Below are 23,515 nucleotides of genomic sequence, written 5' to 3' on the forward strand. Positions count from 1 at the left end.
ACGGGATAGGGGGGAGCTCGCACATGGCAAGACTCTTGATGGTCGCCTACCGGCCCCATCCACATCAGCGAGACACCGTGCTGCGCCTTCTCTACCAGCAGTACATGCTGGTCCGTAGTCTCGGATTCATTGCCAAGCGACAACCGTGGGTGATGGAAAGCGCCAACGGGGAGCTAGTCTACGTCGCCGCGTTCGATGACGCAGGGCAAGTAGACCGCTGCTGGGAAAACGAAGTGTTCCAGGATATCGACGGCCAACTGTTGCTCATCGCCGACATGGTGCCGGTACACAGTTTGCAGGAAGCCAGTGGCCCCTTCCTGGACATGGAAGAACTGGACTTCGACATGATCGCCGCACTGGCCGAAGCACCTCCCCGCGGAAATTAAGCCTGCGCCGTGGGGATAACCGTCGTGCTGAGGAGTCGTCGCAGGCCGCCGCGTGCGACATCGGCAAACTTGGATGGATCACCAAACGCCCGGGCAGTAAGCATCGCGCCGTAGATAAGCGAGATGAATGCCTCGGTTTCCGTGCTCGCCGCACCCTGTAGCCGGAAGACGCCCTGCTGGGCGCCCTTGGTGAGAATCGTTTCGAGCCACCGCGACAGGTCGCGGAAATGCGCGCGAACGCAGTCCGCAAGCTCCGGCGGTAACGACGGCAACTCCGCGGCCAGCATGCCGGCAACGCAGAACGGAGCCGATGCATCGGCGATGCACTTCTCCCAATACCCCGTGTAGAAGCCCAACTTCTTCACCGGGTCGTAGTCGTCGCCGTCGAGCAGCGCAATCTGCTCGACGATGCCAGCGCGCGATTCTTCAACCACCGCACGGGCCAGGTCGGCCTTGCTCGGAAAATGATGATGGATGCTCGCCTTCCGGACCTGGACCTGCTCGGCGACATCGGCGTAGCTGAAGCCGTTGTAGCCACGGGTCTGGATCAGGTAGCGGGCCGAGTCGATCAGTTTCTGCTGGGTGCTCATGAGCGAATCCTACCATTTAGTAGGTTTCGTATTCAACGGACTGCCAACCATGAACGGACCTTCAACGACACATTGACGCTTTACCCTACCTACTAGTAGGGTACATCCTTCCCAAAAGGACCCCCGATGAACACCCTTCGCAACTTTTACTACCTTCGTGCCGCCGCGGCCTTCGCCTGGGTTGCCCTCGTCGTGCTGCTGTCGACCCTGGGCCTGCCCTTCGTCGTGTCGGCCGCCCTCCTCGTCCTCTACCCCACGTGGGACGCCCTTGCCAACCTCCTCGATGCCCGCCGCTCCGGTGGCCTGCGCGCCAACCCCGGACAGCGGCTCAACGCGGTAACGAGCATTGCAACGGCGGCGGTACTCATCGTCGCCCTTGCCGTCCGCGGGAACGCCGGTGGGCTGTTCGTCTTTGGCGTGTGGGCCCTCCTGGCCGGGCTGCTTCAGCTCTTCGTCGGCATCCGCCGCCGGAAGATCGGCGGCCAGGTTTTCATGATGATCAGCGGCGCACAGTCCGCGCTGGCTGGTGTCTTCATGACGATCCAGGCATTCGGCGACGCGCCGAGCATCGCCAAGCTGGCGCCGTACGCGGCGTTCGGTGGTTTGTACTTCCTTCTTTCGGCTCTGCGGCTGACCTTCAAGCGCCCGACGTACGATGCCTATTAAGGCGGCTCCGTCTCCTGACACGGGCCGACGCCTCGCCGCCTGCGCGTGCTCAGGTCTTCTTCAAGAAGCAGACCTTGAGCACGAGCCCCTTGATCTTGTCCGAGCTCCCTTCGATGTGCTCAACGTCGCCATCCACAAGGCGGATGTTACGGATCACGGTGCCCTGCTTCAGCGGGATCGAAGAGCCCTTGACCTTGAGGTCTTTGATGACGACGACCGAGTCGCCGTTGTTGAGCACGTTGCCGTGGACGTCGCGCACCACGGCAGCATCCTCCCCGGCGTTGGCCGCCTGCTGCGGCCACTCGTGCGCGCAGTCCGGGCAGACGTACATCTCGCCGTCGGGATAGGTGTTTTCCATGCCGCAAACAGGGCATGCAGGGATATCGGAAGATTCCATGGATCGTTCTCTTGCAGGCAGCCAAGGCACAGTGGCTAGTTTACGGGAGTAACCCGCCATCCATGCCGGAGCGGTCCAGTGCTACGCTGGCTTGCAGACGTCGCAATCCGGGGTTTCCATGGTTCGATGGACGATACGCGTATTTGTGTTGGCTTTCGTGTCAACGATGGCGATGAGCGCCTCCGCGCAGACGCCACCACGATGGGCAACCGTACCCGACGTGCCTCCGCTTCCCAAGCCGGACGTGCAAGGTTTCGTGGACAACGACGGCGCGCGAATCTACTTCGCCGTCTTCAATCGCCATGGTGCCTCGCCGGTAATCCTCCTTCATGGCGGATTCGCATCGTCGGCGTCCTGGGGTTACGAGGTCCCGCGGCTCGCACAAGGGCACGAAGTGATCGTCGTGGACAACCGCGGTCACGGCCGCAGCAGCATGCCCGCGGCGCCTCTCAGCTACACGCAGATGGCGTCGGACGTCATAGCCGTGATCGACGCCGCGCATGTGCGTAAGGCATCCGTGGTGGGCTTGAGCGACGGGGCGATCATGGGTCTCATTCTTGGCTTCCGTTATCCCGAGCGCGTCGACAAGCTCTTCCTGTGGGGAGCCAGTTTCAACAATCAGTCGGAACCCAGCGGACCACCCGACCCCGCCATGAAGGGCATGGGCGCTGTCTTTATGGCGCGCATGCAGAAGCAGTACGAGGCGGTGTCAGCGACGAAAGATGGCTTCGCCGCGCTGCGAAAGAAGCTCGGAAAGTTATACGCGGCGGAGCCGAACCTGACGCCGGCCGAACTCGGGGCCATCAAAGCCCCGACGGTTATTGCGGATGGCGACCACGAGCAGTTCATCTCAGCCGACCACACGAAGCGGCTTGCCAGTCTTATCCCGGGTGCGAAGCTCGTCATCCTTCCGAACGTAAGCCATGGCGGTCCCCAGCAGGATCCCGAGGCATTTCATCGGGCAGTAACCGTTTTCCTGGACCAGCCAGCGATGTAGTTGTCCGGTTGGACGAAGCGGGATGCTCGCCTATACTGCCGCGCTCGCAGCCCGGCTCCTTCCATGAAGTACATCGCAGTCCTCCTTCTCATCGCGCCCCTCGCTGCTTCCGCCACACCCAATGTTTGCGCTGAACGCGGCAGTTTCGCTTCGCTCGTGGCGGTTGCCCGAAGCAAGGGCCTCGACGAAAAATCCGTTACCGAAGCCGCGGCGACCGACCCGCATGCGTCCTTCGTCGTACGTCTCTCGCACATCGAGATCGTGCAGAGCTTGTATCGGGCCAAGGCCAGGCCGCTATCCCCCTCCGAAGCCGAGGCATCGGAGCGGCATACCTGCGAACGGGCGCTAGCGAAGAATCACTGATCGTCGAGTTGGGAAAGCGAGGTCCGAAGGCGGCGCGCAGCGCCCATAAGGAGACGTTCGTAGTGTTGCTCCAGCGGGATCCGGACGGCATCGAGTTCAGCCAGACGATGCTCGTGCCAGTACTTTCGCACGTCGCCCACAGGGAACTGGGCGGTCTCGGAGTCAAAGCCGACCCACACGACCGCCGTCCTCGGTTCGGTAGTGTTCAACGGTGGCGAGGGCATGCCTTGGCAGGTTCATGTCGAACGTCTCCATGTTCGATATATCGGCAGTAGCCGCAGAGGCTACGCCTGGATGTGGCAAGATTCGAGCATCACAAACGAGGAGTTCTGCCATGGTCAAGGGAATGCGCCACGTTATCGTCGCGTGCGTGATGGTTCTTATGGCGGCGTGCGCCGCACCGGCGCCGAAAACAACAGCGTCCCAGGAGCCGTCTGCCGACGACAAGGACGTGCACGATGGCCTGGAAATGATCACAGCAGGCCAGCCGCAGGCAGCGATCGATGGCCCGCTGAACCGTGTGGTCAAGCGCTTCGAAACGAAGTACGCCCATAGTCCCGACAAGATCTACTCAGCCCGGGGCACGGTGCAAAGCCTGCTGTACATGATGGTGGCAGCGAACGGCACTGATAAGGCAACGAAGCCTGCTGATCGCCGAAACGCGATCGCGCTCGGTCCCGACTGGGCGATGGCCTATTGGGCTCGCGGATACGCATACGGTGAAATGGGGCGATACCCGGAAGCCGAAGCAGAGCTAAAGAAAGCGCTTGCTCTTTCGCCGAACGACGCCCAATACACAGGCGAGCTCGCCTATGTCTATCAGGTGCAGAAGCGCACGGCGGAATCGCTGGCTCTCTACACAGCCATGCCCGACATGATCCCGCTGATGGATGGCTTCAGCGATGCAGGGAAGAACGAGTTACGGTGCAAGGCCCTTCGCGGGCAGGGGTACGACCTGGTCGAACTCAAACGCTACGATGAAGCTGTTGTCGCCTATAAGGCCTGTATGAAGGTCATTCCTGACGAGCCAAAGTCGAAAGCAGAGCTTGAATACATTGAAAGTGTTCGCGGTTCCGCACCATAGGCCCAGAGTGATAAAACGGATACTACTTGCAGCCGTCATCGGCGTCGTGGTCACGCTCGCACTCATCGCGCTTTCCTTTGCGGCGGATGACGCAGGCTATGAGTCCCTGTCGAACCTGTTGTTCTGGCAGAACTGGATCCTGCAGGCGCTGCTTCCCGCACCGGACATCGCGTCCATGGCGAATCCATTCGCACACGGACTTCCTTTGCCGTTCGTTGCCTGGTTCGCGAGCATTCCGCTCGGGTTCGTTGTCTACGGGGTGCTGGCATTCGTCATCATCCGAAAGCTCAAGGGAAGCGGGCAACATGGACGCGTGTAATCATCATGGAACTCGCTCGAAGTAGTTTGCCCGCATGACTCGCTTGTTGTCGCTCCCGGGATACACCACGGTTTCCACCAGGTTATGCCCGTCCGGCGTCACGGAGTAGATGCGCGTAGACACAAGTACGCCATTTTGCTGAAGAGCAGTGACAAGGACGTTGGATACCGGCTTTTCCAGCGCAATGTGGTCGGCTTCCGGGCTGCTAACGATCACCGCGTAGGTTCCATCGAGCGGAGCTGTCGACACCGAATGCACCTGCTGGCCCGAGGCATAGACTATGTCGACGTGCGTGACCCATTTGCCTCCGCCCGCCTCGGCGAAGGTGAAGCTGACGCTCTTTGGCCGCTGGTCCGGCGGCATAGGCAGGCGCGAGGTATCCAGTGCCCAGGTTCCGATCAACGGCGAAGCTGTCGCGATCAGCGGTGCCGCAGCCGGCGCTGCCGTCGATGACATCGCGGCGATGGATGTAGCTAGCAGCACTCTCGGCATAAGGTTCATCGCGTTACATCCTCATTCCCATCCAGATGCCGAATTCGCCAGCGTGATTGACTTTGAGAATCCGGCTACCAATGTCCTTGTCTGTCATTTGGGAAAGATACCCCAGGCAACCCTACAATTTCACGCTGCCCTAACGCCCCTACCAGCTACATCAACGCATCCCCCAGGAGCATGACGATGAAGCTTCGTCCCACCCTTCTGGCCCTCGTGGCCACCGTTCTCGTATTGCCGGTCGCCGCCAAGGACGTGACGTTGCTCAACGTGTCCTACGACCCCACGCGCGAGCTGTATAAGGCCGTCAACGCCGCCTTTGCGGCCGACTGGAAGGCGAAGCATGGCGACACCGTCACCATCCAGATGTCGCACGGAGGCTCCGGCAAACAGGCACGCGCCGTCGTCGACGGACTGCCCGCCGATGTCGTGACCCTCGCGCTTGCCTATGACATCGACGCCGTGGCCGACCGGGGCCTTGTCAGCAAGGACTGGCAGACGCGCCTTCCCGACAACGCCTCGCCGTATACGTCGGCCATCGTCTTCCTGGTCCGCAAGGGCAACCCGAAGAACATTCGCGACTGGGGAGACCTCATCAAGGACGGCGTCCAGGTCGTTACCCCCAACCCCAAGACCTCTGGCGGTGCCCGCTGGAACTTCCTTGCCGCCTGGGGCTACGCGCTCAAACTGCCCGGCGGCAACGATGACAAAGCCAAAGCCTTCGTCAAGACGCTGTTCCAGCATGTTCCCGTACTCGATACCGGCGCCCGGGGTGCCACGACGACGTTCACCCAGCGCGGCATCGGCGATGTACTCGTGGCTTGGGAGAATGAAGCGCTCTTGGCAAAGCAGGAAGCCGGCGGCGACCAGTTCGACATCGTCAATCCGTCCATCACCATTCTGGCCGAGCCCCCTGTCGCCGTGGTCGACAAGAACGCCACCGAGCACGGCACGCGCGAGGTTGCGGACGCCTACCTCAAGTTCCTTTACTCACCGCAGGCCCAGGACATCGAGGCCCGGAATTTCTACCGTCCACGCTCGCCCGAGGTTGCCGCGAGGTATGCGAAGCAGTTCCCGCAGGTGAAAACCTTTACCCTGGCCGAAGTCTTCGGCGACTGGCGCAAGGCCCAGGCGAAATTCTTCGCCGATGGCGCCATCTTCGACCAGATCGGACCGGGTAACTGAGCATGCGCCGACGGGTCCTGCCCGGCTTTGGATTGAGCCTCGGTTTTACGGTTACCTATCTTGGCCTCATCGTCCTGCTCCCGCTCGCGGCGCTTGCATGGAAGGCCTCGGATGTCGGTGCCGCCGGCATCATGAAGTTGTTCTCGTCTCCACGTACGCTGGCAGCGCTCAAGCTCAGTTTCGGCGGGGCGCTGCTGGCTGCGGCCATCAATGTCATCGTCGGCCTGATGGTCACCTGGGCCCTCGTTCGCTACCGCTTCCCGGGCCGGCGGATCCTCGACGCCCTTATCGACCTGCCCTTCGCGCTGCCCACCGCCGTGGCTGGCATCGCGCTGACGGCTATCTATGCGCCCAACGGCTGGCTTGGACAATGGCTCGTCCCGTTGGGCGTCAAGGTCGCTTACACGCCGCTTGGCGTGCTCCTCGCCATGATTTTCGTCGGGTTCCCTTTCGTCGTGCGCACTCTGCAACCCGTGCTGCAATCGCTTGAACAGGACGTCGAAGATGCTGCCGAGAGCCTCGGTGCCACGGGGCTACAGACGTTCGTTCGGGTAGTGCTTCCCGTGCTGGTACCGACCCTGCTGACCGGCTTTGCGCTTGCGTTGGCCCGGGCTGTGGGGGAATACGGCTCAGTGATCTTCATTGCAGGCAATATCCCCCTGCGTTCCGAGATCGCGCCGTTGCTCATCGTCCAACGCCTTGACGAATTCGATTACGCGACGGCGGCCGCCCTGGGCGTCGTCATGCTCGCGTTCTCGCTGGTGCTTCTCATCCTGGTGTCCGCGTTACAGCGCTGGACCCGGCGATGGGCGGAGCAGTCTCAATGACGGCGCGGCGCCCCGGTCGCGAGGTCAGTGCCGCGCGTCGCCTCGGCCGGGCGGCGATCATCGTGATCTCGTGCCTTTTCCTCTGTCTTTTCCTCGTCGTGCCACTGGCTTCCGTCTTCGTCGAAGCCTTTCGCCAGGGCTTCCACGCCTTTGTCGAAAACATCGACCAGCCCGAGGCCCTCGCCGCCATACGCCTGACCTTGCTGGCTGCCGCCATCACCGTACCGCTCAACGTGGTGTTCGGCGTCGCGGCCGCCTGGGCCATGACCCGCTTCACGTTTCGAGGAAAGGCCCTGCTGGGCGCCCTCATCGACCTGCCCCTCTCGGTCTCACCCGTCGTCTCAGGCCTTCTGTACGTGCTGATGTTCGGCGCACAGGGCTGGTTCGGCCCGTGGCTGGCGTCCCACGGCATCAAGATCATCTTCGCCGTGCCCGGTCTGGTCCTCGCCACCATCTTCATCACGCTGCCGTTTGTCGCGCGCGAACTGATCCCGCTGATGCAGGCGCAGGGCAGTGAAGAGGAAGAGGTCGCGCGTGTGCTTGGTGCCAGCGGCCTGCAGACGTTCTTCCGCGTGACACTTCCCAATATCCGCTGGGCGTTGCTCTACGGTGTATTGCTCTGCAATGCGCGCGCCATGGGCGAATTCGGCGCCGTATCCGTGGTCTCCGGACACATCCGCGGACTCACGACTACGATGCCGCTGGAAGTGGAAATGCGCTACAACGAATACAACTACGTCGGCGCCTTTGCCATCGCTTCGCTGCTCGCACTCCTCGCCCTTCTGACCCTGGTGGTGAAAGCCGCCCTGGAATGGCGTTTTCAGAACGCCGAGAATCCCCGATGACACTCGCCCTTAAAAGGCTGACCCGCCACTTCGAAAACCTCGCTGCGCTGAACGATGTGAGTCTCGACATCGCGCCTGGGGAATTCGTCGCCCTGGTCGGGCCTTCCGGCTCGGGCAAGACCACCCTGCTACGCATCCTGGCCGGACTCGACTATCCCGACGAGGGTAGCGTCACGCGCGACGGCCAGGACTTCCTGTCGGCCAGTGCGCGAGAGCGCAACGTGGGACTCGTCTTCCAGCACTACGCGTTGTTCCGCCACCTCACCGTACGCGAGAACGTCGCCTTCGGTCTCCGTGTACGGCCCCGCCGTCGTCGCCCATCGCGCGACCAGATTCGCGCGCGCGTCGAAGTCCTGCTCAAGCGCGTGGAGCTGGCGGAGCTGGGCGGCCGCTATCCGAGCCAGCTCTCCGGTGGCCAGCGCCAGCGCGTCGCGCTCGCACGCGCCCTGGCCGTCGAGCCTGACCTCTTGCTGCTGGACGAACCCTTCGGCGCGCTGGACGCACAAGTGCGCACGTCGCTACGTCGCTGGTTGCGCGAGCTCCATGAAGAGCTGAAGCTGACGACCGTATTCGTCACCCACGACCAGGAAGAAGCACTGGAGCTCGCCGACCGCCTGGTGGTGATGAACAAGGGTCGCATCGAGCAGGTTGGCCCGCCGCATGAGATTTACCAGGATCCTGCCACACCCTTCGTCTGCGAATTCATCGGGCGGACGAACCGCATCGCGCTGGAGCGTCGCGGCGATACCTGGTGCGCGGGTAGCTGGTCGCATCCGGCGGGTACGTCGGGCGGACGTTTTCAATCGGCGGTCGGCTACGTGCGGCCGGAGCATCTCTCGCTGTCCGTTCCTGAGGGTGAACCGGCGTGGGACGCGCGCTTAAGACACGTCTATCTCGCGGGCAGCATCGCGCACCTGGACATTCATGTGGCGGACATTGACCAGACACTGGAAGTCGACGTGGCGAGTGAGGACCTGGGAAGGCTTGGGCTTGTACCCGGGGTTGGCTTGCGTGTCGCGCCGACCAGGCTCGTTGCGTTTCCTCTCAAAGACGGCTCGACCGGCCTCCCCGTCGTCAGCGAACGCTGGGATATGCGTAGTTCGACGGCGCAAAGCGTGTCGTACCGCTGATCAGGCCCACCGGAGCCTTCATACTCCGTGACGTCAGCTCCGTGGCAATTTGCGAAGAGCATGGCAACCCGTTCTAATGACAAAGCTTTGCCAGCAAGAGCCATGGAGGTGACAAGTGGAGCCGGCGACGAGTTTCAACGATCTCATAACGTGCACCGAGGATATCGGACCGGGCGGCTTGAACGAATGGGAGCCTGAAGACCTGACAGGTCCGATCACGTTCACGCGTCAATTCTTGGCCCGCAAGCAAGTCGAGGCGCATCACGCGACGGCGTGGGTGGGCGTGGGAGATGACGAGAAGACGCCTGCTTTTGTCTACCAGATTTATCTTGAGACGGACGCGGAACACACCGCATGCCTTGAATCCGAGCTCTTCGCCGCTCTGTCAGTGCAGGACTTCGCTGCCGAACGTGATGGCCGGGTCGTCATTGGCCTCTGCTCACGAACGAAGTCCATTGCAGATGCCGATCACGTCGAGTGACCTGCTACGCGTGGCTCGCCTTCTCGCCGAGGGAAATGACGAAGTATCTTGGCGATCCGCCGTTAACCGCGCCTACTACGCTGCCTATCATTCATTGCTCGACATCTGCGACCATCTTCCAGCTAGTTGCGACGAGCAGCGGGGGCGAGACCGAGTGTCTCACGCCGAGGTCATCGCTAGGCTAAGGCAATGGAGGCCTACAGGCGAAGCCGTGCGCCTCCAGAGAATGGCCTCGAGCGCCGACACAGCATTCCGTCATATCCGTACGGCGAGAACCATGCGGGAGCGCGCGGACTACAGGCTGGCCTCATCGATTAATCAGGACGAGGCTAAACAGCAACTCGCACGCGCCGGCCAGCTCTGCCGTTTTGTTTTTCAGGTTCAGACAGAGCTGAAGCGCGCAGCAGCGTGATCATCCATTCCAGCTGAGCGCCCGGGTTGGGGCTCCCGCTATATGCTCAGCTGACGCCCTAACCACAAGGCGTTGGGAATCGCTTCGCCGCGCGCCGTATTATCGAAGATGCACCATACGACCTTGCCCTTTTCCCGAGCCAACCGCATCCGTCTTGCCATTCCCTCGAGAAATACTTCGCCATACGCCGAGTAGTAGATCTGGGGCGAACCATGCAGACGCATGTAGAGCAGCTCCGGATCATCGTGAGGTTCGACACCAGCGACGGGCGGTGGATCCGCCCACACGCATGCGATACGCGCGTCGCTCATCACGGACGCCGCCTTCGCGGTGAACCACGACGCATGACGTGGCTCGCACGCGACTGGCACCTGCGTGCATTTATGCAGAAGAGAAAAGAAGCTTCGGACGACTTTTACGTCAAACGCGAGGCTGGGGGGCAGCTGAATCAGGAGACATCCGAGCTTCCCGCCTAACGCGGAAACCTCTTGCAGAAATGCGCGCAGCGGGACTTCGCATTGCTGAAGACGCAGCTCATGCGTGATCGTGCGGGGCATCTTCACGCTGAACGAGAAGGCCTCGGGCACACTGGCTGCCCAGCGGAGATACGTCTTCTCCTGGTGCGATCGATAGAACGAAGAATTGATCTCCACGCACGTAAAGACGCGCGCATACCGCTCCAGGTGGCTTCCCTCCGTAGCGAAGGAGCTCGCGTCCTTCGAAGCGAGGGACCAGCCTGCGCATCCAACCCGCAGCGGCACACGCGGGGGACGAACCAACTCACTCATTTTGGCTTTCCGCTCCGCAACGACCCAACCAGTGTCCTCGCTGGCTTGTCGTTTTATAGTCATGACTCATCGCCAGCCTATGGAGACGCCGCCAATGACCCCTTTGGACAAGCCATTAAAGCGCGAGCTGACGATCGCCGGTCAGGCATACACCCTCACGCTGGATCCCGGCGGACTCAAGCTGGTCGAGAAAGGCAAGCGCAAAGGCGTCGAACTGGCCTGGAAGGACATCGTTTCGGGAGACGCTGGCTTGGCTGCCGCGCTGCAGGCCTCGTTGCCCCACTAAGGCCGTCCGGCCATTCTGCAACGTGACTTACGGCAGGGTATGACTGGCGATGGCGCGGGTACGCTAAACGCTTCCCCTCCCCCGGACCGCCATCATGCTTCGAGCCCTCGCCTTCGCCTGTTGCCTCGCCGCCCTGCCCGCCTTCGCCGCAGACAACGCCCTGACCACCGCGGAGAAGACGCAGGGCTGGCAGCCGCTGTTCGATGGCAAGACGCTCCAGGGCTGGCATTCGTTCGGCCAGAAGGGCACGGGCAAGGATTGGAGCGTTGTCGACGGCACGATTCAGCTCGATCGCGACCTCAAGGCGCCTGACGCCGACTTCGCGGATCTTGTCACCGAGAAGGAATACGAGAACTTCGACCTCAAGCTCGACTGGAAGATGACCGCCTGCGCCGATGCCGGCGTGATGTTCAACGTCAAGGAGTCACCGAAGTACCACTACACATGGGAAACCGGCCCGGAAATGCAGATCGCCGATCTGGTCTGCACCAAGCCGGACAGCTACACGCTGTACGAGCGCTCCGGCGATCTCTTCGACCTGATCTCGTCGGACATCGAGAACGTCAACGAACACGGCAACTGGAACGCCATCGAGATCATCGTCGACCACGGCCACATGCAGTTCTTCCAGAACGGCCACAAGACGGTCGATACAACCTTGTGGACCCCGGCGTGGAATGCCCTGGTGACGAAGACCAAGTTTGCCAGGATGGAAGATTACGCGCGATTCCACAAAGGCCGTATCGCGCTGCAGGGCGGTGAAGACAAGGGCGTTCCCCCGATCCGCATCGCCTTCCGCAATATCCGGATCAAAGAGCTGAACTGACGTCTGATCGCTGGGTCAAAACGTAGCGCTCGATCGCGAGCGCGACGCCGTCCTCGTTGTTGCTGGACGTCACATGATCCGCGACTGCCTTGGCGGCGTCGATCGCGTTCCCCATGGCCACCGCGACGCCGGCGAATTCCAGCATCACCAGGTCGTTCTCCTGGTCGCCGATCGCCATGATCCGTTCCGCGGGAACACCAAGATGCGCCGCCAGGGTAGCGAGCGCCCTGCCCTTGCCGGCTTCCGGGTTAAGGATCTCGAGGAAGTCGGCAGCGCTCTTCACCACCGTATAGCGCTGCATGAGTTCGGGCGGCAGGTGCGCAATCGCTTCGTCGAGGATGGCCGCGTGGTCCACCATCATGAACTTACGGAAACGCCACGACGGGTCGACCTGCTCGACGGAACGGTAGAGCAAGGGCGTACGTGAGATGTACGCGTCGCGCACCGTATGCGAGCTGATGTTCGCATTCGGCGTCATCATGCTGCGCTCGTAGAGCACGTGGAAATGCACGCCGAGATCGCGGGCGATTTTCTCGCAGTAGATGAAGTCGTCGTAGCCGAGCGTGGTCTCCGCGACGGACTTCGTGTCGGTGGCGTTCTGGATCACCGCACCATTGAAGGTGATGCAGTACTCGTCCTCGCTGTCCAGGCCGAGCTGCTCCAGATACTCCTCAATGCCGCAGAAGGGCCGGCCCGTGGCCAGCACGATACGGACGCCGCGAGCGCGAGCAGCGCCAATCGCGTCTTTTACCTTGGGTGAAATGGTGTGGGCGGAGTCAAGCAGGGTGCCGTCCATGTCGATGGCAATCAGGTCGATCATCGGATGTGTTCGGTTGGGGAATGGGCCATGTTACCGCATTGCAGCAAACCCACTCGCTGAGCCCGACGACTGTGACGCAGGTTCCAGACGGCCGCGCAGGCCTTCTTGCAGGGCGACCGAAACCTGGTGATCTACGGACCGACCTCGGCCGTGTGGGCTTCGAATACGGCGGGCCAGTGAATTGGCGTTTGCTTCACGCGACGGGCAAGACGATGACGCGTTGGCCATCGGCCTGATCAGGAGCAACGATGGAAGCCCGCGATCTCGGCGATACGATCACCCTGTATCTGCCCCAGGCAAGTGGCGGTCCTGAGCCCTACGCGGTGTTTCAGGACCGTCAATCCGTTGGTCATTTCGCGACGGGAGCGGACGCGTTGCGGTTCGCCATGGCGCTCGCCGAAACGATTCGTCAGGGGCGTCGCGTGCCCGTTCGCTTCCGGAGTGAGGACGAAGCGGGAAACTGGGCCTCGTTGGAAGCGCCAGACGCTTAAGCACTACGCATCGATTTGACGTCGACCGGGCCGTCGTGCCCGGTCGACGCCGCTGGCTTACTGGCTGATCCGGTACATCACGGTCGCATGCGGCTCCAGCTTCAGTTTGATCGAGCCGTCGCCCTTCGCATCACTGTGTGCCCAGAGATCACGCACCGTGTGGCTCCCCCCGGCCTTCAGGCCAATCTCGGTTGCGGCGACATTGACGTCCTTCGCGGTGTCGGCTTCATTGAACACCGCCACCGCGCGACCGCCATCCTTCAGCGGCTTGACGATCACGTGGATGCCACCAGCATCGCTCACCTGCTTGCCCTGCACGCCGAGCGGATCCTGATCGATCGCGATGACGTCCTTGTTGAGCAGGATCTGCAGCGCCTCGGGCTTGACGGTGCGCAGGTCGGTGCCGATCAGCAGCGGTGAGGCCATGATCGACCACAGGCTGAAGTGGCTGCGGTACTCGACGTCCGTCATGCCGCCGTTGCCTACTTCGAGCATGTCCGGGTCGTTCCAGTGGCCCAGATGAGCGTACTGATCGAGGACCACGTTCTGCTTGAAGATCTTCAGCATCGACGCATAGTTGTCGCTGATGTCGCCGGTGGTGCGCCAGGAGCTCGCTTCAACGGGGTCTTTGCCCGCCCACAGCCACGGCTTGTTCTCGCCCCATTCGCACATGCTGAAGAAGATCTGCCGACCACTACCGCGCAGGGCGTTGGCCATGTCGGTGTAGCGCTTGTGCGCGTCCACCTTCTGGTTGTTGCAATTGTCGTACTTGAGATAGTCAACGTGCCATGAGGCGAAGGTTTTCGCATCGTCCTTCTCGTGCCCCAGGCCACCCGGGAATCCACGATTCTTTTCCAGCGGCTCGCACGTGGAGGTGCCCGCGCTGGAATACAGGCCGAACTTCAGGCCGCGCTGGTGAATATAGTCGGCGAGCGCTGCAATGCCGCTGGGGAACCGTTCCGGGTTGGGCTGGAGATGGCCGTCCTTGTCACGCTGCCAGTTGGCCCAGCAGTCGTCCACGTTGACATACTGGTAGCCGGCATCACGCAGCCCGAGGCTGATGAACTTGTCAGCGACGCCGCGGATCATCCCCTCGTCGAACTCGGCGCGGCAATGGGTGGAGTTCCAGTTGTTGAAACCCATCTGAGGCAGGACGGATGCCGTCTCGTCCGCTTTCACCGGGGCGTTGGCGAGCGCCGCGACGCATACGAACGCGCCAACCGCCGCGCCGCGCAGGAGGGTTGCCATGGAATCTCTCATTGATACGCCTCGTGTCGGATGGGAGTGAAATCGGGAGGAAGGGGCAGTGCGGTGCAGCGTCATGGGATGCCCACCGTCGTCGTACCGAGGATGGGTTGCTTGAGCGTCGACAGCACAGGCGCACCCTCCACCAGCAGGTCGAGCACCACGATCTGGTTGCCCCGGGGCTTGAGCCACACGCCCGGTACGTAGAGCGTACGTTGCGGACCGATACTCCAGGTGCGACCCAGCGCATGGCCATTGACCCAGACGAAGCCCTTGCCCAGTCCGGCCGTGTCGAGGAATGTATCCGCGGCGGCGCTCCCGGAAACCGGTGCATCGAACGTGGCGCGATAGAAGCAAGGCGCATGCTTGCAGGCGGCGGCGGTGTAATGCAGCGACGCACTGCCGTTGAACGGCAGCGAGTAGTTCTGCCAGTCGTGCAACGGTTTGCCGTCGAGGCTCACGGCACCAAGGATGCCCTTGCGCTCGTTCAACATCTTCTCGCCGAAGTTGATTCGCCCGTCGTTCTGCACCAGCAGGTCCAGGGTGTCGCCTTTGTGCAACGCGACCTTCAGGCGGTCCTGCGCCATCCGGCGATCGAGCGTGCCGACCCGCTTGCCGTTGACGTAGATCTGCGCGTAGTCGTGCAGTGAGTCCACGAGCAACTCACCGGACGCATCGGCGTCCATGCGCTTGCGATAAAGAATGTCGCCATAAGCCTGGTCTAACGACTCCATGGCTCTCGGCTCTGCCGAGGCGACCGGGACGGGCAAGCTATCCCACAGGGACGCCGACTCACTCAACCGGATGCCCGCGATCGCCTGCGTCGGCGCTGTGGCCGGTACGGGTGGTGGCGTAACACCCGTCTCCCTGGCGATCACCTCGCGCGCGGCGAGGTACTTCGGCGTCGGACGACCACTCTCGTCGAGAGGGCTGTCGTAGTCGTAGCTGGTGACATCGGGCTGGTAGCTGTCGTCGTCCCAGTTCGCACCGTTCATCCAGCCGAACGAGGTACCGCCGTGGAACATGTAGAAATTGACCGAATAGCCCTGCTTCAGCATCCACGACAGTTCGTCGGCCACCTGCTTCGCGGGGGCGACATGGTGCGGCGCGCCCCAGTGGTCGAACCAGCCGATCCAGTACTCGCCGACCATGTAGGGGCCACCGGGCTGCCAGGTGTGCAGCTTCTCGAACTTCTGCGGGGCGTGACCCACGCCGAAGTTGATGACCTGCACCACGCCGGGCAGCGACCCCGGCTGCTCCGCGCTATCGGACGTGGTCAACAGCGTCGCGTTGAAGCCACCCTCGACGATGCCCTGACGGATCTGCTCCATATAGGCCGTGTCCGTACCGAAGCTGCCGTACTCATTCTCTACCTGCACCGCGATGATGTTGCCACCGCGGCTCAGCTGCAACGGTGCCAGCTCCGCGCCCAGTCGATGCAGCCAGCGCTGCGCTGGCTGCATGAACTTCGGATCGGTGCTGCGCACCTTGACGTCAGGGTCCTTCAACAACCACGCGGGCAACCCGCCGAACTCCCACTCGGAACAGACGTAGGGGCCGGGACGCAGAATCACGTACAGGCCTTCCTCCTTCGCCTCACGAACGAACTCCGCGACGTCGTTCTGCCCGCTGAAGTCGTAGTGTCCCGGGGTTGCCTCGTGGGCGTTCCAGAACACGTACGTCGTGATGGTGTTCAGGCCCATGGCCTTGGCCATCTTCAGCCGGTCCCGCCAGTATTCGCGCGGCACCCGTGCGTAGTGCATTTCACCGGAAACGATACGGAAGGGTTTGCCGTCGAGCACGAAGTGGCCCTTGTCGGTGGTCATCGGCTGCCCCCCCGCGACCGCGGCGGGGGCCGCGGTCGCGATACCACACGAAAGAGCGCCGACCAACAACAGGGACGTCACGACGTTTCGGGAACGACTCACTAAAACACCTCGCTGCAAAGGGAGCATCAGAACGTTCCGCGCACGCCGACCGTATAGACGGTGCCGTCCGCTTCGGCGTACAGGAAGCGGTTCTTGTAAACGGAGTAGTCGTACAGGTGCTCGTGCGTCAGGTTGGTGCCGGAGACGAACACCGAGAGGTGCTTGCTCACCGCATAGCTCGCGCTCAGGTCGACCTGGCCATAGGCACTGCGCGTTGCCGGCTGGGCACCCGAGCCATACGCCAGGCTCTCCAGGTACTTACCGCGCCAGTTGTAAGCCACACGGACCTGCACCGGACCCTTCTCGTAATAAAGGCTGGCGTTAGCCGAGTCACCGATACCGGGCACGGCGAACTTGCCCGACGCCGCGATGACGCCCGGACTCAGCGCGGTGCTGCTCTTCACGTGCGTGTAGTTGAGTGCCATACCGAGGCCGTTGAAGGGCTCGGGCAACAGATGCGTGAACTGGTAGTTGAAGGTGATTTCTTCGCCGTAGATGTTCGACGAATTCAGGTTGATCGGCTGGGTGAGCGACCAGATAAACGGCTGCCCGGTGTTCTGGTTGGTAAGGAACGGCACCGGCGTGCTCACCAGCGTACTGAAGTTGCTGACCTTCTTGTAGAACCCTTCCAGAGCGATGTAGCTGGCATCGTCGATGTACCACTCCAGGCCCATGTCGTAGTTACGCGACGTGTACGGCTGGAGGTCCGGATTGCCCTGCGAGATGGTCAGCGAGTTCGGGCGCGTGCCGAAGCTCTTGTTGTAGTACAGGTTGCTGAGTTCGGGCGGGGTCAGGGTCTTGGACGCCGAGAAGCGGTAGATCAGGTTGTCGAGCAGGTTCCACTTGACGTTCAACGACGGCAACCACTTGTGGTAGCCGCCCTTGGCCGACTGGGGCGCCAGCGGACCGTAGGTCACCTGGCCATTGCTGGTGTCGTTCGGATCGACGTAATACGCAACGGGCGGCTGATTGACCGCCGTGGAGGTCGAGACGATGTTGAGGTAGCGCACGCCGACGTCGACCGCCCAGGGCATGTTCCACAGGTCCCCTCCGAACACCGCCTTGGTGAAGAAGGACTTCTCCTTCTCGCCCACGTCGTTGTAGCTGCCCGGGTTCGGGATGGCGTCCAGCGTGCCACCGTTAGCCGCCAGACCGGCAAGCAAGGCATCGCGCTTGTCCGCCGGAAGCTGGTTGTACGCGGCCGGCGAGGCCAGCCAGGACAGGTAGGCGCGCGGATCGTACTGAATCCACTGCGACGGCTGGCCGGGAGACGACACACCATGGATCTTCGACGGCGCATTGAAAACGTACGCGCCGATCGCGTCCGGCGGAACCGGAATCGTGTAACCGCAATACGCGTTGCAAAGAATGCCGTTCGGGGTGCCGAAGCTCACCGACTTCACCCATTCGTTGGTGTACTGGACACCGGCCTCGAGCCGGGTCAGCACGCCGTCGTTGAACGCCTTATCCAGTTTGAACTGGTAGTTGTCGACCTTGTTGGTGACATTGTTGCCGGAGCCCGCGTTGCAGCAATGCGCCGCGAGGTTGTCCATGTTCGTGGTCGAGAGGATGTTCGAGACCGTCGGCGGCTCGCTGCTGCCATTGTTGGTCCAGGTCGGGTTCGTGCCGAAGTTCTTGGCGCCGACCACGAGGAAGTAGCCGTCGGCACTTTGCTTGTTCCATGCCTTGGAGCTGGACACGTCCAGGCTGAGCTTGGTCGACTCGTCGATGTCGAAGCCCAGGTTCAGGCCGTTCTGGTAGCTCTTCTCGTAGCTGGGCGCATACGACGCGACATAGTCGTTCGCCATGACGTTCGGACCCGAACTGTTACGAATGTAACTAAGCGCGGTGCCGTTCGTATCGGTAGTCATCGACTGGATGTCGGAGGTGTTGCCGTACTGACCGAACTCATGCTCGATCGGATCGACCTTGTAGCTCGAGTACAAAGTGTCGAACTGGACCGTGAGGTTATCGATCGGCTTCCAGTCCATCGCGCCGCTGAAGCCCTTGCGGGTACGCGTCTCGTCGAGCACGTTGCTTGCCAGGGTCTCCGGCAACGCCACGTTCGTATAGGTCGGGTTGGCCGCGCCGGGCGTCGTGTAGATGTCCTGGTTGGCGTACCAGGAACTGGCCTGCGTGTTGAGTTGGGTGTCCTTCCGCTTGTAGTACGTGGCCGAAGCCATCCAGCCAAAGGTGTGGTCTTTGTTCGTCCAGCCAAACAGCCCCGAGGCCTTGGGGGTGGTCTTCCCTTCCCAGTCACCGGTCAGGTTGCTGTTGATGGCCGCACCGCTCCACGCGCCGTGGTAGCCGCTGAAGTCCAGCGGCCGCGCGGTCTGGATGTCGACCACGCCACCGATATCGACTTCGGAGATATCCGCCGACGAGGTCTTGTTGACCTGGGCAACGCTGATGATCTCGGAAGGAAGGACATCGAAGTTGAAAGCGCGCGAGCCGGAGGCCGTGGCCATCGGCCTGCCGTTGATCGTGACGGCGACGAACTCGGGACCGAAGCCACGCACGGCAATCTGGCTGGACTCACCACCGCTGCGGTTAACCGAGACGCCCGGTACACGCTGGAGAGCGTCGGCCACGTTCGGATCGGGGAACTTGCCCGCCTCTTCGGCGGAGATGGAATCGACGACGTTGACCGACTCCTGCTTGATCGCCTGCGCCTTCTGAAGCGCCGCGAGCTGGCCGGTAACAGCCACCGCGCCGAGCTCAGTGACCTTCTTGTCGTCGGTCTTGTCCTTGGCTGGCTTGGCAGCCGTACCGGACGGTGCAGGCGAAGGCGCGTCGGCCGGTGCCGTCTGCGCGTACCCTGGAGCCCCGTAACCCACCATCCAGGCGACACCCGTTGCCACAATCGACCGCCGAACGGCGACCGCCAACTTCGTTAGCTGCATAGCTACCCTCCCCCACTCTGTGGATACCGACCAATGAGCAAACAGCTTGCCGCCCGATGCTCATTGGAACCGTCACCCACGACGGCGCCAGAAAGCTTCGATTACCCCGTCACCCCTTCCCCTGACAGAGCGGTTAGCTGAACACCGTCTATTTGTAGTATTTAATAATATGTCCGTTCTTTGTCACGGCAACAAGCTGCGGCGCAGCATGACAAGGTCGCTTCCGCCATCTAGATTTATTTGTCCTACAAATACATTTACCAGGGCCACAGGAACATATCGATGGATCCCATGGACAGGCGCCGATTCCTGAAAATGACGGGTGCGATGGCGGCTGTTTTGCCCTGGCTTTCCCTGCCCCGGTTCGCCGAAAGCACGCCCGTAGAACGCCCCGTCGGGGGCCTGTCTGCGGCAGCACGGCATAATCTTTGGTACGCGACAGCCGCACCCGAGTCGAACCTGCTTCGCGAAGGCTTGCCGATCGGCAACGGACGGCTGGGTGCGCTGGTCGGCGGCGACCCCGCATCGAGCGTCCTCTATCTCACCGACGCCTCGATGTGGCTGGGAAAGCGTGACGTTGTTCTCGGAAATGATGGTCAGTTCGATTACACCACCGAACACTTCGGCAGCCTGGTGATGCTGGCGAAGCTTTATCTGTCGGTGGAAGGCCACGAGGCAGCGAACATCACCGACTACCGCCGTGAACTGGATATGGGTCAGGGATACATCCGCGTCTCGTATCGGAAGGATGGCGTCGGATACATGTGCGAGGCCTTCGCGAGCCATCCTGATGACGTGATCGCCATCCACCTTTCACAGACAGGCGGCGGTGTCTATAACGGTTCAGTCGCGCTACAAGGCATGCACGCCGAAACCGCTCGGACGGGCAGCCATTTCGAAGGCAGCCTGGAGAACGGTCTCCGGTATGCCGCGCACATCGCGGGCGTAGCGGCGTCCTGGACGATCAGGGAAGACGCGAAGGGACTTCACTTCGCGGACTGCAGCGAGCTGACGATCCTTTTCTGCGGTGGCACCAATTACACGCCGGACATCGCCAAAGGCTACATGGATGCTTCCCTGGATCCGTTGAAGCTCGCCATACAGAAGACGACGGCCGCCGCGAAGCAGACGCCGGCCGTCCTGCTACATACGCATGTAGCCGACTACCGCTCCCTGTTCGATACGATGCAGGTCGACCTCGGCGCGTCGACGAAAGCCCAGCGCGGGATGGACACATGGACCCGTCTCCAGGCCAGGGCAGCCGCGGGCGCGCCAGCCGACCCGGAACTGGAGGCGTCGTATCTGCAGTTCGGCCGTTACCTGACGATTGCCGGCTCCCGCGACAGTTTGCCGACCGGCCTGCAGGGCGTGTGGCTGGACAGCAACACGTCGCCCTGGATGGCCGACTATCACAACGACATCAACATCCAGATGAACTACTGGCTGCCCGATCGCGCCGGCCTGGCCTCGTGCTTCGAGCCCTTCACTCGCTATTGCCTCAGCCAACTGGATGCCTGGACGGCCGTTACCCGGCAGCACTTCAACGACCCACGCAACGGCTACCGCAACAGCTCGGGCAAGATCGCCGGCTGGACCGTGGGTATCTCCACCAATATCTATGGCGGTGGCGGTTGGCGGTGGCATCCGGCGGGAAACGCCTGGTTGTGCAACAACTTGTGGCAGCACTACCAGTACAACCCGGACCGCGCTTATCTCGCGCGCATCTACCAGCTGCTCAAAGGCGCCTGTGAGTTCTGGGAAGCTCGCCTGATCACCACGAGTGTCACCGACCCAGCGACGGGCGATACCCGTGAGGTATTGATCGACGACGCCGACTGGTCACCCGAGCACGGCCCCACCGATGCCAGGGGCAACACGTATTCTCAGGAGTGGGTGTGGGACCTGTTCGAGAACTATCGCCAGGCGACCTCGCTGCTGAACAAGGACACCGACTATGCCGCGTCGATCGCGAAGCTGCAGGCGCGGCTCTACCTGCCCCGGGTCAGCAGCAAGACCGGGTGGCTGGAAGAATGGATGACGCCAGACAACCTCGGTGAAACGACCCATCGCCATCTGTCGCCACTGGTCGGCTTCTTTCCCGGCGATCGCCTTCGGACCGACGACAGCCCGCCCGCATTGATCGAAGGTGTGAAGAAACTGCTCGAGGCACGAGGCACCAACAACTATGGCTGGGCCTGTGCCTGGCGTGCGATGTGCTGGGCGCGCCTGCGCGACGCCGAGAAAGCCTACGGGCTGGTTCTCAACAACCTGCTGCCTTCGAAAAACCACAGCAACGGTACTGCCCAGAACTTCTTCGATATGTACAACCTGGACGGCGATACCGATGCCTTCCAGATCGATGCCAACTTCGGCACGCCCACCGCCATGCTGGAGATGCTGATGTCGTCGCGGCCGGGATTGATCGAGCTTTTGCCGGCGCTGCCGAAAGCCTGGGCTGCGTCGGGCAAGGTGACGGGCATTGGTGCACGCGGCGGGTTTTGCGTGGACCTGGCGTGGGGCCAGGGCCAGGTCACCTCGGTCACGGTGCGAAGCGTCGGTGGCGAAAAGACGCGACTGAAGTGGGGGGGCTGGAGTAAGGCCATCACGCTTCAGTCGGGCGAGTCGATCACCATCGCGCCGGGCGAAGCTTAGTTTCCGATGTCCACGCCGATCGTCGTCGCGAGATTCAGAAGCCGATCCTCCTCGTTGTTCTTCAGGATGGATCGCGCTGGCTGGACCACAGTCAATGCCGAGTCATCAATGCGATCTCCGAAAAGCAGGTAGGCGAACTCCTGGTCGTGCTGCTTCGATACCCATCTCAGCCCTTGAATCGCCCGGTGTTCTGCATGAACCGCCTCCGCGAACGAACGCGTACGCGGATAGTCTGCCCCTGTGGATTCGATCAGCTCCCCCTTGGTCGCGTTCGTTGTCTTCAGCCCTACCGAGGATAAGTCGGCAAGCACGAGCGGAGCGGTTGTCCGGAGAGTGGAGCGTACGAGTGTCTCCAGCTTCTTCTTTCGGACGATCTTGGGCGGTGGCCCGTTCGGCACGTCATGAAAGGCCGTTTCCATCAACGCGCCCTCGTACGTGTCCGCAGCGTATGCGGTCGGGATAATGTCACCGTTGCCGTTGCGAATGGGCGAGAATCGTGCGTCGCCCGCACCGGTGTCGTTGAACTGAGCGGGGCCATAAGCGTTTGGGTGCACCCGTTCAAGCGAGTGTCCGGCCGTGATGGTGATTTTGTTGAGGCTGTCGATCTGCCACGCGGGTTCAGCAGATGCGGCTCTATCAGCCATGAGTCACACCCGCGACTTCCGCCTCGGCGGCACGAACGACGGCTTCGAGGTCGGTGTCGAGCACATCGATGGGGCGCTCGCCACTCAGATAGCCGTTGTGCGACGCGAACCATTCGGCTATTTCCCAGCCGGACAGTTCAACTTTCAACACCTTCAATACCTTCTCGAGCGCCGGTTTCGGCTCAAGCACCCACTTGTCATCTTCCTTCACCAGCTGGAGCCCGTACCACGGAAACAAGTCCGCGCCATTGAGATTGATGGCAAAAATGCGGCCGCGCGTTTTCCATCGATTCGGAACTGTGCTCGGATTGCGCACAGCTCGGTCGGATCTTGCGGCGATATCTGTGGCTTTAAGCCATTCCGTACTATCGACCGCGGCCCGACGAGCGTCCTGCGCCATCTCCATGAGCCGAAGGGCATTGGCCGGCGGTGGCGGAGGCGTGATGGCCTGCAACATCAGCTCTTGGACCCGCGCTTCTTCGACCCCCGCATTTCGATCGAGGATCGCAATGGCGCGCTTCAACACGGCCAGGGCACCGTGGCTGCGCAGTCGCAGAAGCAAGAATTCCGCTGATTCGTCGTGTGCTGACTCAATCGCCTTTACAAGCGCAGCAGCCGAACCTTCGACAACGTCGGCAATCCTTGTCCCGAAAACATGTGTTTTAGCAATCATGACGACCGCCTTGGGATACAAGATATGGATTTAATCCGAATATACGCTAGATCAATCCCCTCGTCCATGCGCGGCTCACGCTAAG

General features: G+C 61.9%; 25 protein-coding genes. 15 read left to right on the forward strand and 10 right to left on the reverse strand.

The window, feature by feature from the left end:
* The first annotated feature begins 23 nt into the window (after positions 1-23).
* On the forward strand, positions 24-386 hold the full coding sequence (locus ACVWWJ_RS11585) for a hypothetical protein (protein ID WP_456967921.1): 363 nt from the start codon (positions 24-26) through the stop codon (positions 384-386).
* On the opposite strand, the gene ACVWWJ_RS11590 is transcribed toward ACVWWJ_RS11585, so the two are convergent.
* Positions 383-976, reverse strand: a complete 594-nt coding sequence (locus tag ACVWWJ_RS11590; protein ID WP_456967922.1) for a TetR/AcrR family transcriptional regulator — start codon at positions 974-976, stop codon at positions 383-385. The genes ACVWWJ_RS11585 and ACVWWJ_RS11590 overlap by 4 nt on opposite strands.
* A gap of 126 nt (positions 977-1,102) precedes the next feature.
* On the opposite strand from ACVWWJ_RS11590, the gene ACVWWJ_RS11595 reads away from it, so the two are divergent.
* Positions 1,103-1,642 carry a hypothetical protein gene (locus ACVWWJ_RS11595; protein WP_456967923.1) on the forward strand — a complete coding sequence of 180 codons (540 nt, stop codon included), beginning with the start codon at positions 1,103-1,105 and terminating at the stop codon, positions 1,640-1,642.
* Positions 1,643-1,691: 49 nt separating this feature from the next.
* Here the strand turns inward: ACVWWJ_RS11595 and ACVWWJ_RS11600 are convergent, their stop codons facing one another.
* Positions 1,692-2,039, reverse strand: coding sequence for a zinc ribbon domain-containing protein YjdM (locus ACVWWJ_RS11600; protein WP_456967924.1), 348 nt, complete (start codon positions 2,037-2,039; stop codon positions 1,692-1,694).
* A gap of 172 nt (positions 2,040-2,211) precedes the next feature.
* Here ACVWWJ_RS11600 and ACVWWJ_RS11605 point away from each other — a divergent pair, with 172 nt between their 5' ends.
* The 4 genes from ACVWWJ_RS11605 to ACVWWJ_RS11620 all read left to right on the forward strand — a co-directional run bounded on the left by ACVWWJ_RS11605 (position 2,212) and on the right by ACVWWJ_RS11620 (position 4,802).
* Positions 2,212-3,036: an alpha/beta fold hydrolase gene (locus ACVWWJ_RS11605; RefSeq protein WP_456967925.1), complete on the forward strand. Its 825-nt coding sequence runs from the start codon at positions 2,212-2,214 to the stop codon at positions 3,034-3,036.
* Positions 3,037-3,099: 63 nt separating this feature from the next.
* Positions 3,100-3,399, forward strand: coding sequence for a hypothetical protein (locus ACVWWJ_RS11610; protein WP_159891893.1), 300 nt, complete (start codon positions 3,100-3,102; stop codon positions 3,397-3,399).
* Positions 3,400-3,733: 334 nt separating this feature from the next.
* The gene (locus ACVWWJ_RS11615) at positions 3,734-4,483 is read left to right on the forward strand and encodes a tetratricopeptide repeat protein (protein ID WP_456967926.1); all 750 of its coding nucleotides are present in this window, start codon (positions 3,734-3,736) and stop codon (positions 4,481-4,483) included.
* Between the two features lie 7 nt (positions 4,484-4,490).
* Positions 4,491-4,802 carry a hypothetical protein gene (locus ACVWWJ_RS11620; RefSeq protein ID WP_456967927.1) on the forward strand — a complete coding sequence of 104 codons (312 nt, stop codon included), beginning with the start codon at positions 4,491-4,493 and terminating at the stop codon, positions 4,800-4,802.
* A 3-nt stretch (positions 4,803-4,805) separates the two neighbouring features.
* On the opposite strand, the gene ACVWWJ_RS11625 is transcribed toward ACVWWJ_RS11620, so the two are convergent.
* Positions 4,806-5,303 carry a hypothetical protein gene (locus ACVWWJ_RS11625; protein WP_456967928.1) on the reverse strand — a complete coding sequence of 166 codons (498 nt, stop codon included), beginning with the start codon at positions 5,301-5,303 and terminating at the stop codon, positions 4,806-4,808.
* Between the two features lie 177 nt (positions 5,304-5,480).
* Here ACVWWJ_RS11625 and ACVWWJ_RS11630 point away from each other — a divergent pair, with 177 nt between their 5' ends.
* From ACVWWJ_RS11630 to ACVWWJ_RS11650, 5 genes are all read left to right on the forward strand, one after another.
* Complete coding sequence (locus ACVWWJ_RS11630) at positions 5,481-6,479, forward strand: sulfate ABC transporter substrate-binding protein (protein WP_456967929.1); 999 nt, start codon at positions 5,481-5,483, stop codon at positions 6,477-6,479.
* A 2-nt stretch (positions 6,480-6,481) separates the two neighbouring features.
* Positions 6,482-7,306, forward strand: a complete 825-nt coding sequence (gene cysT, locus ACVWWJ_RS11635) for a sulfate ABC transporter permease subunit CysT (protein WP_456967930.1) — start codon at positions 6,482-6,484, stop codon at positions 7,304-7,306.
* Positions 7,303-8,151 (forward strand): sulfate ABC transporter permease subunit CysW, encoded by an 849-nt coding sequence (gene cysW / locus ACVWWJ_RS11640; RefSeq protein ID WP_456967932.1) that lies wholly within the window; start codon positions 7,303-7,305, stop codon positions 8,149-8,151. The genes cysT and cysW overlap by 4 nt, the downstream gene beginning before the upstream one ends.
* A complete protein-coding gene (locus ACVWWJ_RS11645) occupies positions 8,148-9,281 on the forward strand; it encodes a sulfate/molybdate ABC transporter ATP-binding protein (RefSeq protein WP_456967933.1) in 1,134 nt (377 codons plus the stop codon). The genes cysW and ACVWWJ_RS11645 overlap by 4 nt, the downstream gene beginning before the upstream one ends.
* Before the next feature lie 115 nt (positions 9,282-9,396).
* On the forward strand, positions 9,397-9,762 hold the full coding sequence (locus tag ACVWWJ_RS11650) for a hypothetical protein (RefSeq protein WP_456967934.1): 366 nt from the start codon (positions 9,397-9,399) through the stop codon (positions 9,760-9,762).
* A 450-nt stretch (positions 9,763-10,212) separates the two neighbouring features.
* Here ACVWWJ_RS11650 and ACVWWJ_RS11655 read toward each other — a convergent pair whose 3' ends face one another.
* The gene (locus tag ACVWWJ_RS11655; RefSeq protein ID WP_456967935.1) at positions 10,213-10,962 is read right to left on the reverse strand and encodes a DUF72 domain-containing protein; all 750 of its coding nucleotides are present in this window, start codon (positions 10,960-10,962) and stop codon (positions 10,213-10,215) included.
* Positions 10,963-11,056: 94 nt separating this feature from the next.
* Here ACVWWJ_RS11655 and ACVWWJ_RS11660 point away from each other — a divergent pair, with 94 nt between their 5' ends.
* On the forward strand, positions 11,057-11,248 hold the full coding sequence (locus ACVWWJ_RS11660; protein ID WP_159891872.1) for a hypothetical protein: 192 nt from the start codon (positions 11,057-11,059) through the stop codon (positions 11,246-11,248).
* A 94-nt stretch (positions 11,249-11,342) separates the two neighbouring features.
* Positions 11,343-12,074, forward strand: a complete 732-nt coding sequence (locus ACVWWJ_RS11665) for a 3-keto-disaccharide hydrolase (protein WP_456967936.1) — start codon at positions 11,343-11,345, stop codon at positions 12,072-12,074.
* Here the strand turns inward: ACVWWJ_RS11665 and yidA are convergent.
* Positions 12,058-12,894, reverse strand: coding sequence for a sugar-phosphatase (yidA, locus tag ACVWWJ_RS11670; RefSeq protein ID WP_456967937.1), 837 nt, complete (start codon positions 12,892-12,894; stop codon positions 12,058-12,060). The genes ACVWWJ_RS11665 and yidA overlap by 17 nt on opposite strands.
* A gap of 248 nt (positions 12,895-13,142) precedes the next feature.
* Between yidA and ACVWWJ_RS11675 the strand changes: the two genes are divergently transcribed.
* Positions 13,143-13,385, forward strand: coding sequence for a hypothetical protein (locus tag ACVWWJ_RS11675; RefSeq protein ID WP_456967938.1), 243 nt, complete (start codon positions 13,143-13,145; stop codon positions 13,383-13,385).
* A gap of 57 nt (positions 13,386-13,442) precedes the next feature.
* Here the strand turns inward: ACVWWJ_RS11675 and ACVWWJ_RS11680 are convergent, their stop codons facing one another.
* The 3 genes from ACVWWJ_RS11680 to ACVWWJ_RS11690 form a co-directional block, all read right to left on the reverse strand.
* Positions 13,443-14,633, reverse strand: a complete 1,191-nt coding sequence (locus tag ACVWWJ_RS11680) for a glycoside hydrolase family 27 protein (protein ID WP_456967939.1) — start codon at positions 14,631-14,633, stop codon at positions 13,443-13,445.
* Between the two features lie 71 nt (positions 14,634-14,704).
* Positions 14,705-16,456, reverse strand: a complete 1,752-nt coding sequence (locus tag ACVWWJ_RS11685; protein WP_456967941.1) for a beta-galactosidase — start codon at positions 16,454-16,456, stop codon at positions 14,705-14,707.
* Between the two features lie 128 nt (positions 16,457-16,584).
* On the reverse strand, positions 16,585-19,461 hold the full coding sequence (locus ACVWWJ_RS11690) for a TonB-dependent receptor (RefSeq protein ID WP_456967942.1): 2,877 nt from the start codon (positions 19,459-19,461) through the stop codon (positions 16,585-16,587).
* Between the two features lie 282 nt (positions 19,462-19,743).
* Here ACVWWJ_RS11690 and ACVWWJ_RS11695 point away from each other — a divergent pair, with 282 nt between their 5' ends.
* Positions 19,744-22,113, forward strand: coding sequence for a glycosyl hydrolase family 95 catalytic domain-containing protein (locus ACVWWJ_RS11695; RefSeq protein WP_456967944.1), 2,370 nt, complete (start codon positions 19,744-19,746; stop codon positions 22,111-22,113).
* Here the strand turns inward: ACVWWJ_RS11695 and ACVWWJ_RS11700 are convergent.
* Positions 22,110-22,757 (reverse strand): RES family NAD+ phosphorylase, encoded by a 648-nt coding sequence (locus ACVWWJ_RS11700; protein ID WP_456967946.1) that lies wholly within the window; start codon positions 22,755-22,757, stop codon positions 22,110-22,112. The genes ACVWWJ_RS11695 and ACVWWJ_RS11700 overlap by 4 nt on opposite strands.
* The gene (locus tag ACVWWJ_RS11705; protein ID WP_456967947.1) at positions 22,750-23,430 is read right to left on the reverse strand and encodes a hypothetical protein; all 681 of its coding nucleotides are present in this window, start codon (positions 23,428-23,430) and stop codon (positions 22,750-22,752) included. Before ACVWWJ_RS11705 ends, ACVWWJ_RS11700 begins: the two co-directional genes overlap by 8 nt.
* Between the last annotated feature and the right edge of the window lie 85 nt (positions 23,431-23,515).

Source organism: Luteibacter sp. HA06, assembly GCF_054061215.1.

Coding starts and splice junctions, on each gene's coding strand:
- ACVWWJ_RS11585 (WP_456967921.1), top strand. CDS start 24: ATGGCAAGACTCTTGATGGTCGCCTACCGGCCCCATCCACATCAGCGA.
- ACVWWJ_RS11590 (WP_456967922.1), bottom strand. CDS start 976: ATGAGCACCCAGCAGAAACTGATCGACTCGGCCCGCTACCTGATCCAG.
- ACVWWJ_RS11595 (WP_456967923.1), top strand. CDS start 1,103: ATGAACACCCTTCGCAACTTTTACTACCTTCGTGCCGCCGCGGCCTTC.
- ACVWWJ_RS11600 (WP_456967924.1), bottom strand. CDS start 2,039: ATGGAATCTTCCGATATCCCTGCATGCCCTGTTTGCGGCATGGAAAAC.
- ACVWWJ_RS11605 (WP_456967925.1), top strand. CDS start 2,212: ATGAGCGCCTCCGCGCAGACGCCACCACGATGGGCAACCGTACCCGAC.
- ACVWWJ_RS11610 (WP_159891893.1), top strand. CDS start 3,100: ATGAAGTACATCGCAGTCCTCCTTCTCATCGCGCCCCTCGCTGCTTCC.
- ACVWWJ_RS11615 (WP_456967926.1), top strand. CDS start 3,734: ATGGTCAAGGGAATGCGCCACGTTATCGTCGCGTGCGTGATGGTTCTT.
- ACVWWJ_RS11625 (WP_456967928.1), bottom strand. CDS start 5,303: ATGAACCTTATGCCGAGAGTGCTGCTAGCTACATCCATCGCCGCGATG.
- ACVWWJ_RS11630 (WP_456967929.1), top strand. CDS start 5,481: ATGAAGCTTCGTCCCACCCTTCTGGCCCTCGTGGCCACCGTTCTCGTA.
- cysT (WP_456967930.1), top strand. CDS start 6,482: ATGCGCCGACGGGTCCTGCCCGGCTTTGGATTGAGCCTCGGTTTTACG.
- cysW (WP_456967932.1), top strand. CDS start 7,303: ATGACGGCGCGGCGCCCCGGTCGCGAGGTCAGTGCCGCGCGTCGCCTC.
- ACVWWJ_RS11645 (WP_456967933.1), top strand. CDS start 8,148: ATGACACTCGCCCTTAAAAGGCTGACCCGCCACTTCGAAAACCTCGCT.
- ACVWWJ_RS11655 (WP_456967935.1), bottom strand. CDS start 10,962: ATGAGTGAGTTGGTTCGTCCCCCGCGTGTGCCGCTGCGGGTTGGATGC.
- ACVWWJ_RS11660 (WP_159891872.1), top strand. CDS start 11,057: ATGACCCCTTTGGACAAGCCATTAAAGCGCGAGCTGACGATCGCCGGT.
- ACVWWJ_RS11665 (WP_456967936.1), top strand. CDS start 11,343: ATGCTTCGAGCCCTCGCCTTCGCCTGTTGCCTCGCCGCCCTGCCCGCC.
- yidA (WP_456967937.1), bottom strand. CDS start 12,894: ATGATCGACCTGATTGCCATCGACATGGACGGCACCCTGCTTGACTCC.
- ACVWWJ_RS11675 (WP_456967938.1), top strand. CDS start 13,143: ATGGAAGCCCGCGATCTCGGCGATACGATCACCCTGTATCTGCCCCAG.
- ACVWWJ_RS11680 (WP_456967939.1), bottom strand. CDS start 14,633: ATGGCAACCCTCCTGCGCGGCGCGGCGGTTGGCGCGTTCGTATGCGTC.
- ACVWWJ_RS11685 (WP_456967941.1), bottom strand. CDS start 16,456: ATGACCACCGACAAGGGCCACTTCGTGCTCGACGGCAAACCCTTCCGT.
- ACVWWJ_RS11690 (WP_456967942.1), bottom strand. CDS start 19,461: ATGCAGCTAACGAAGTTGGCGGTCGCCGTTCGGCGGTCGATTGTGGCA.
- ACVWWJ_RS11695 (WP_456967944.1), top strand. CDS start 19,744: ATGGATCCCATGGACAGGCGCCGATTCCTGAAAATGACGGGTGCGATG.
- ACVWWJ_RS11700 (WP_456967946.1), bottom strand. CDS start 22,757: ATGGCTGATAGAGCCGCATCTGCTGAACCCGCGTGGCAGATCGACAGC.
- ACVWWJ_RS11705 (WP_456967947.1), bottom strand. CDS start 23,430: ATGATTGCTAAAACACATGTTTTCGGGACAAGGATTGCCGACGTTGTC.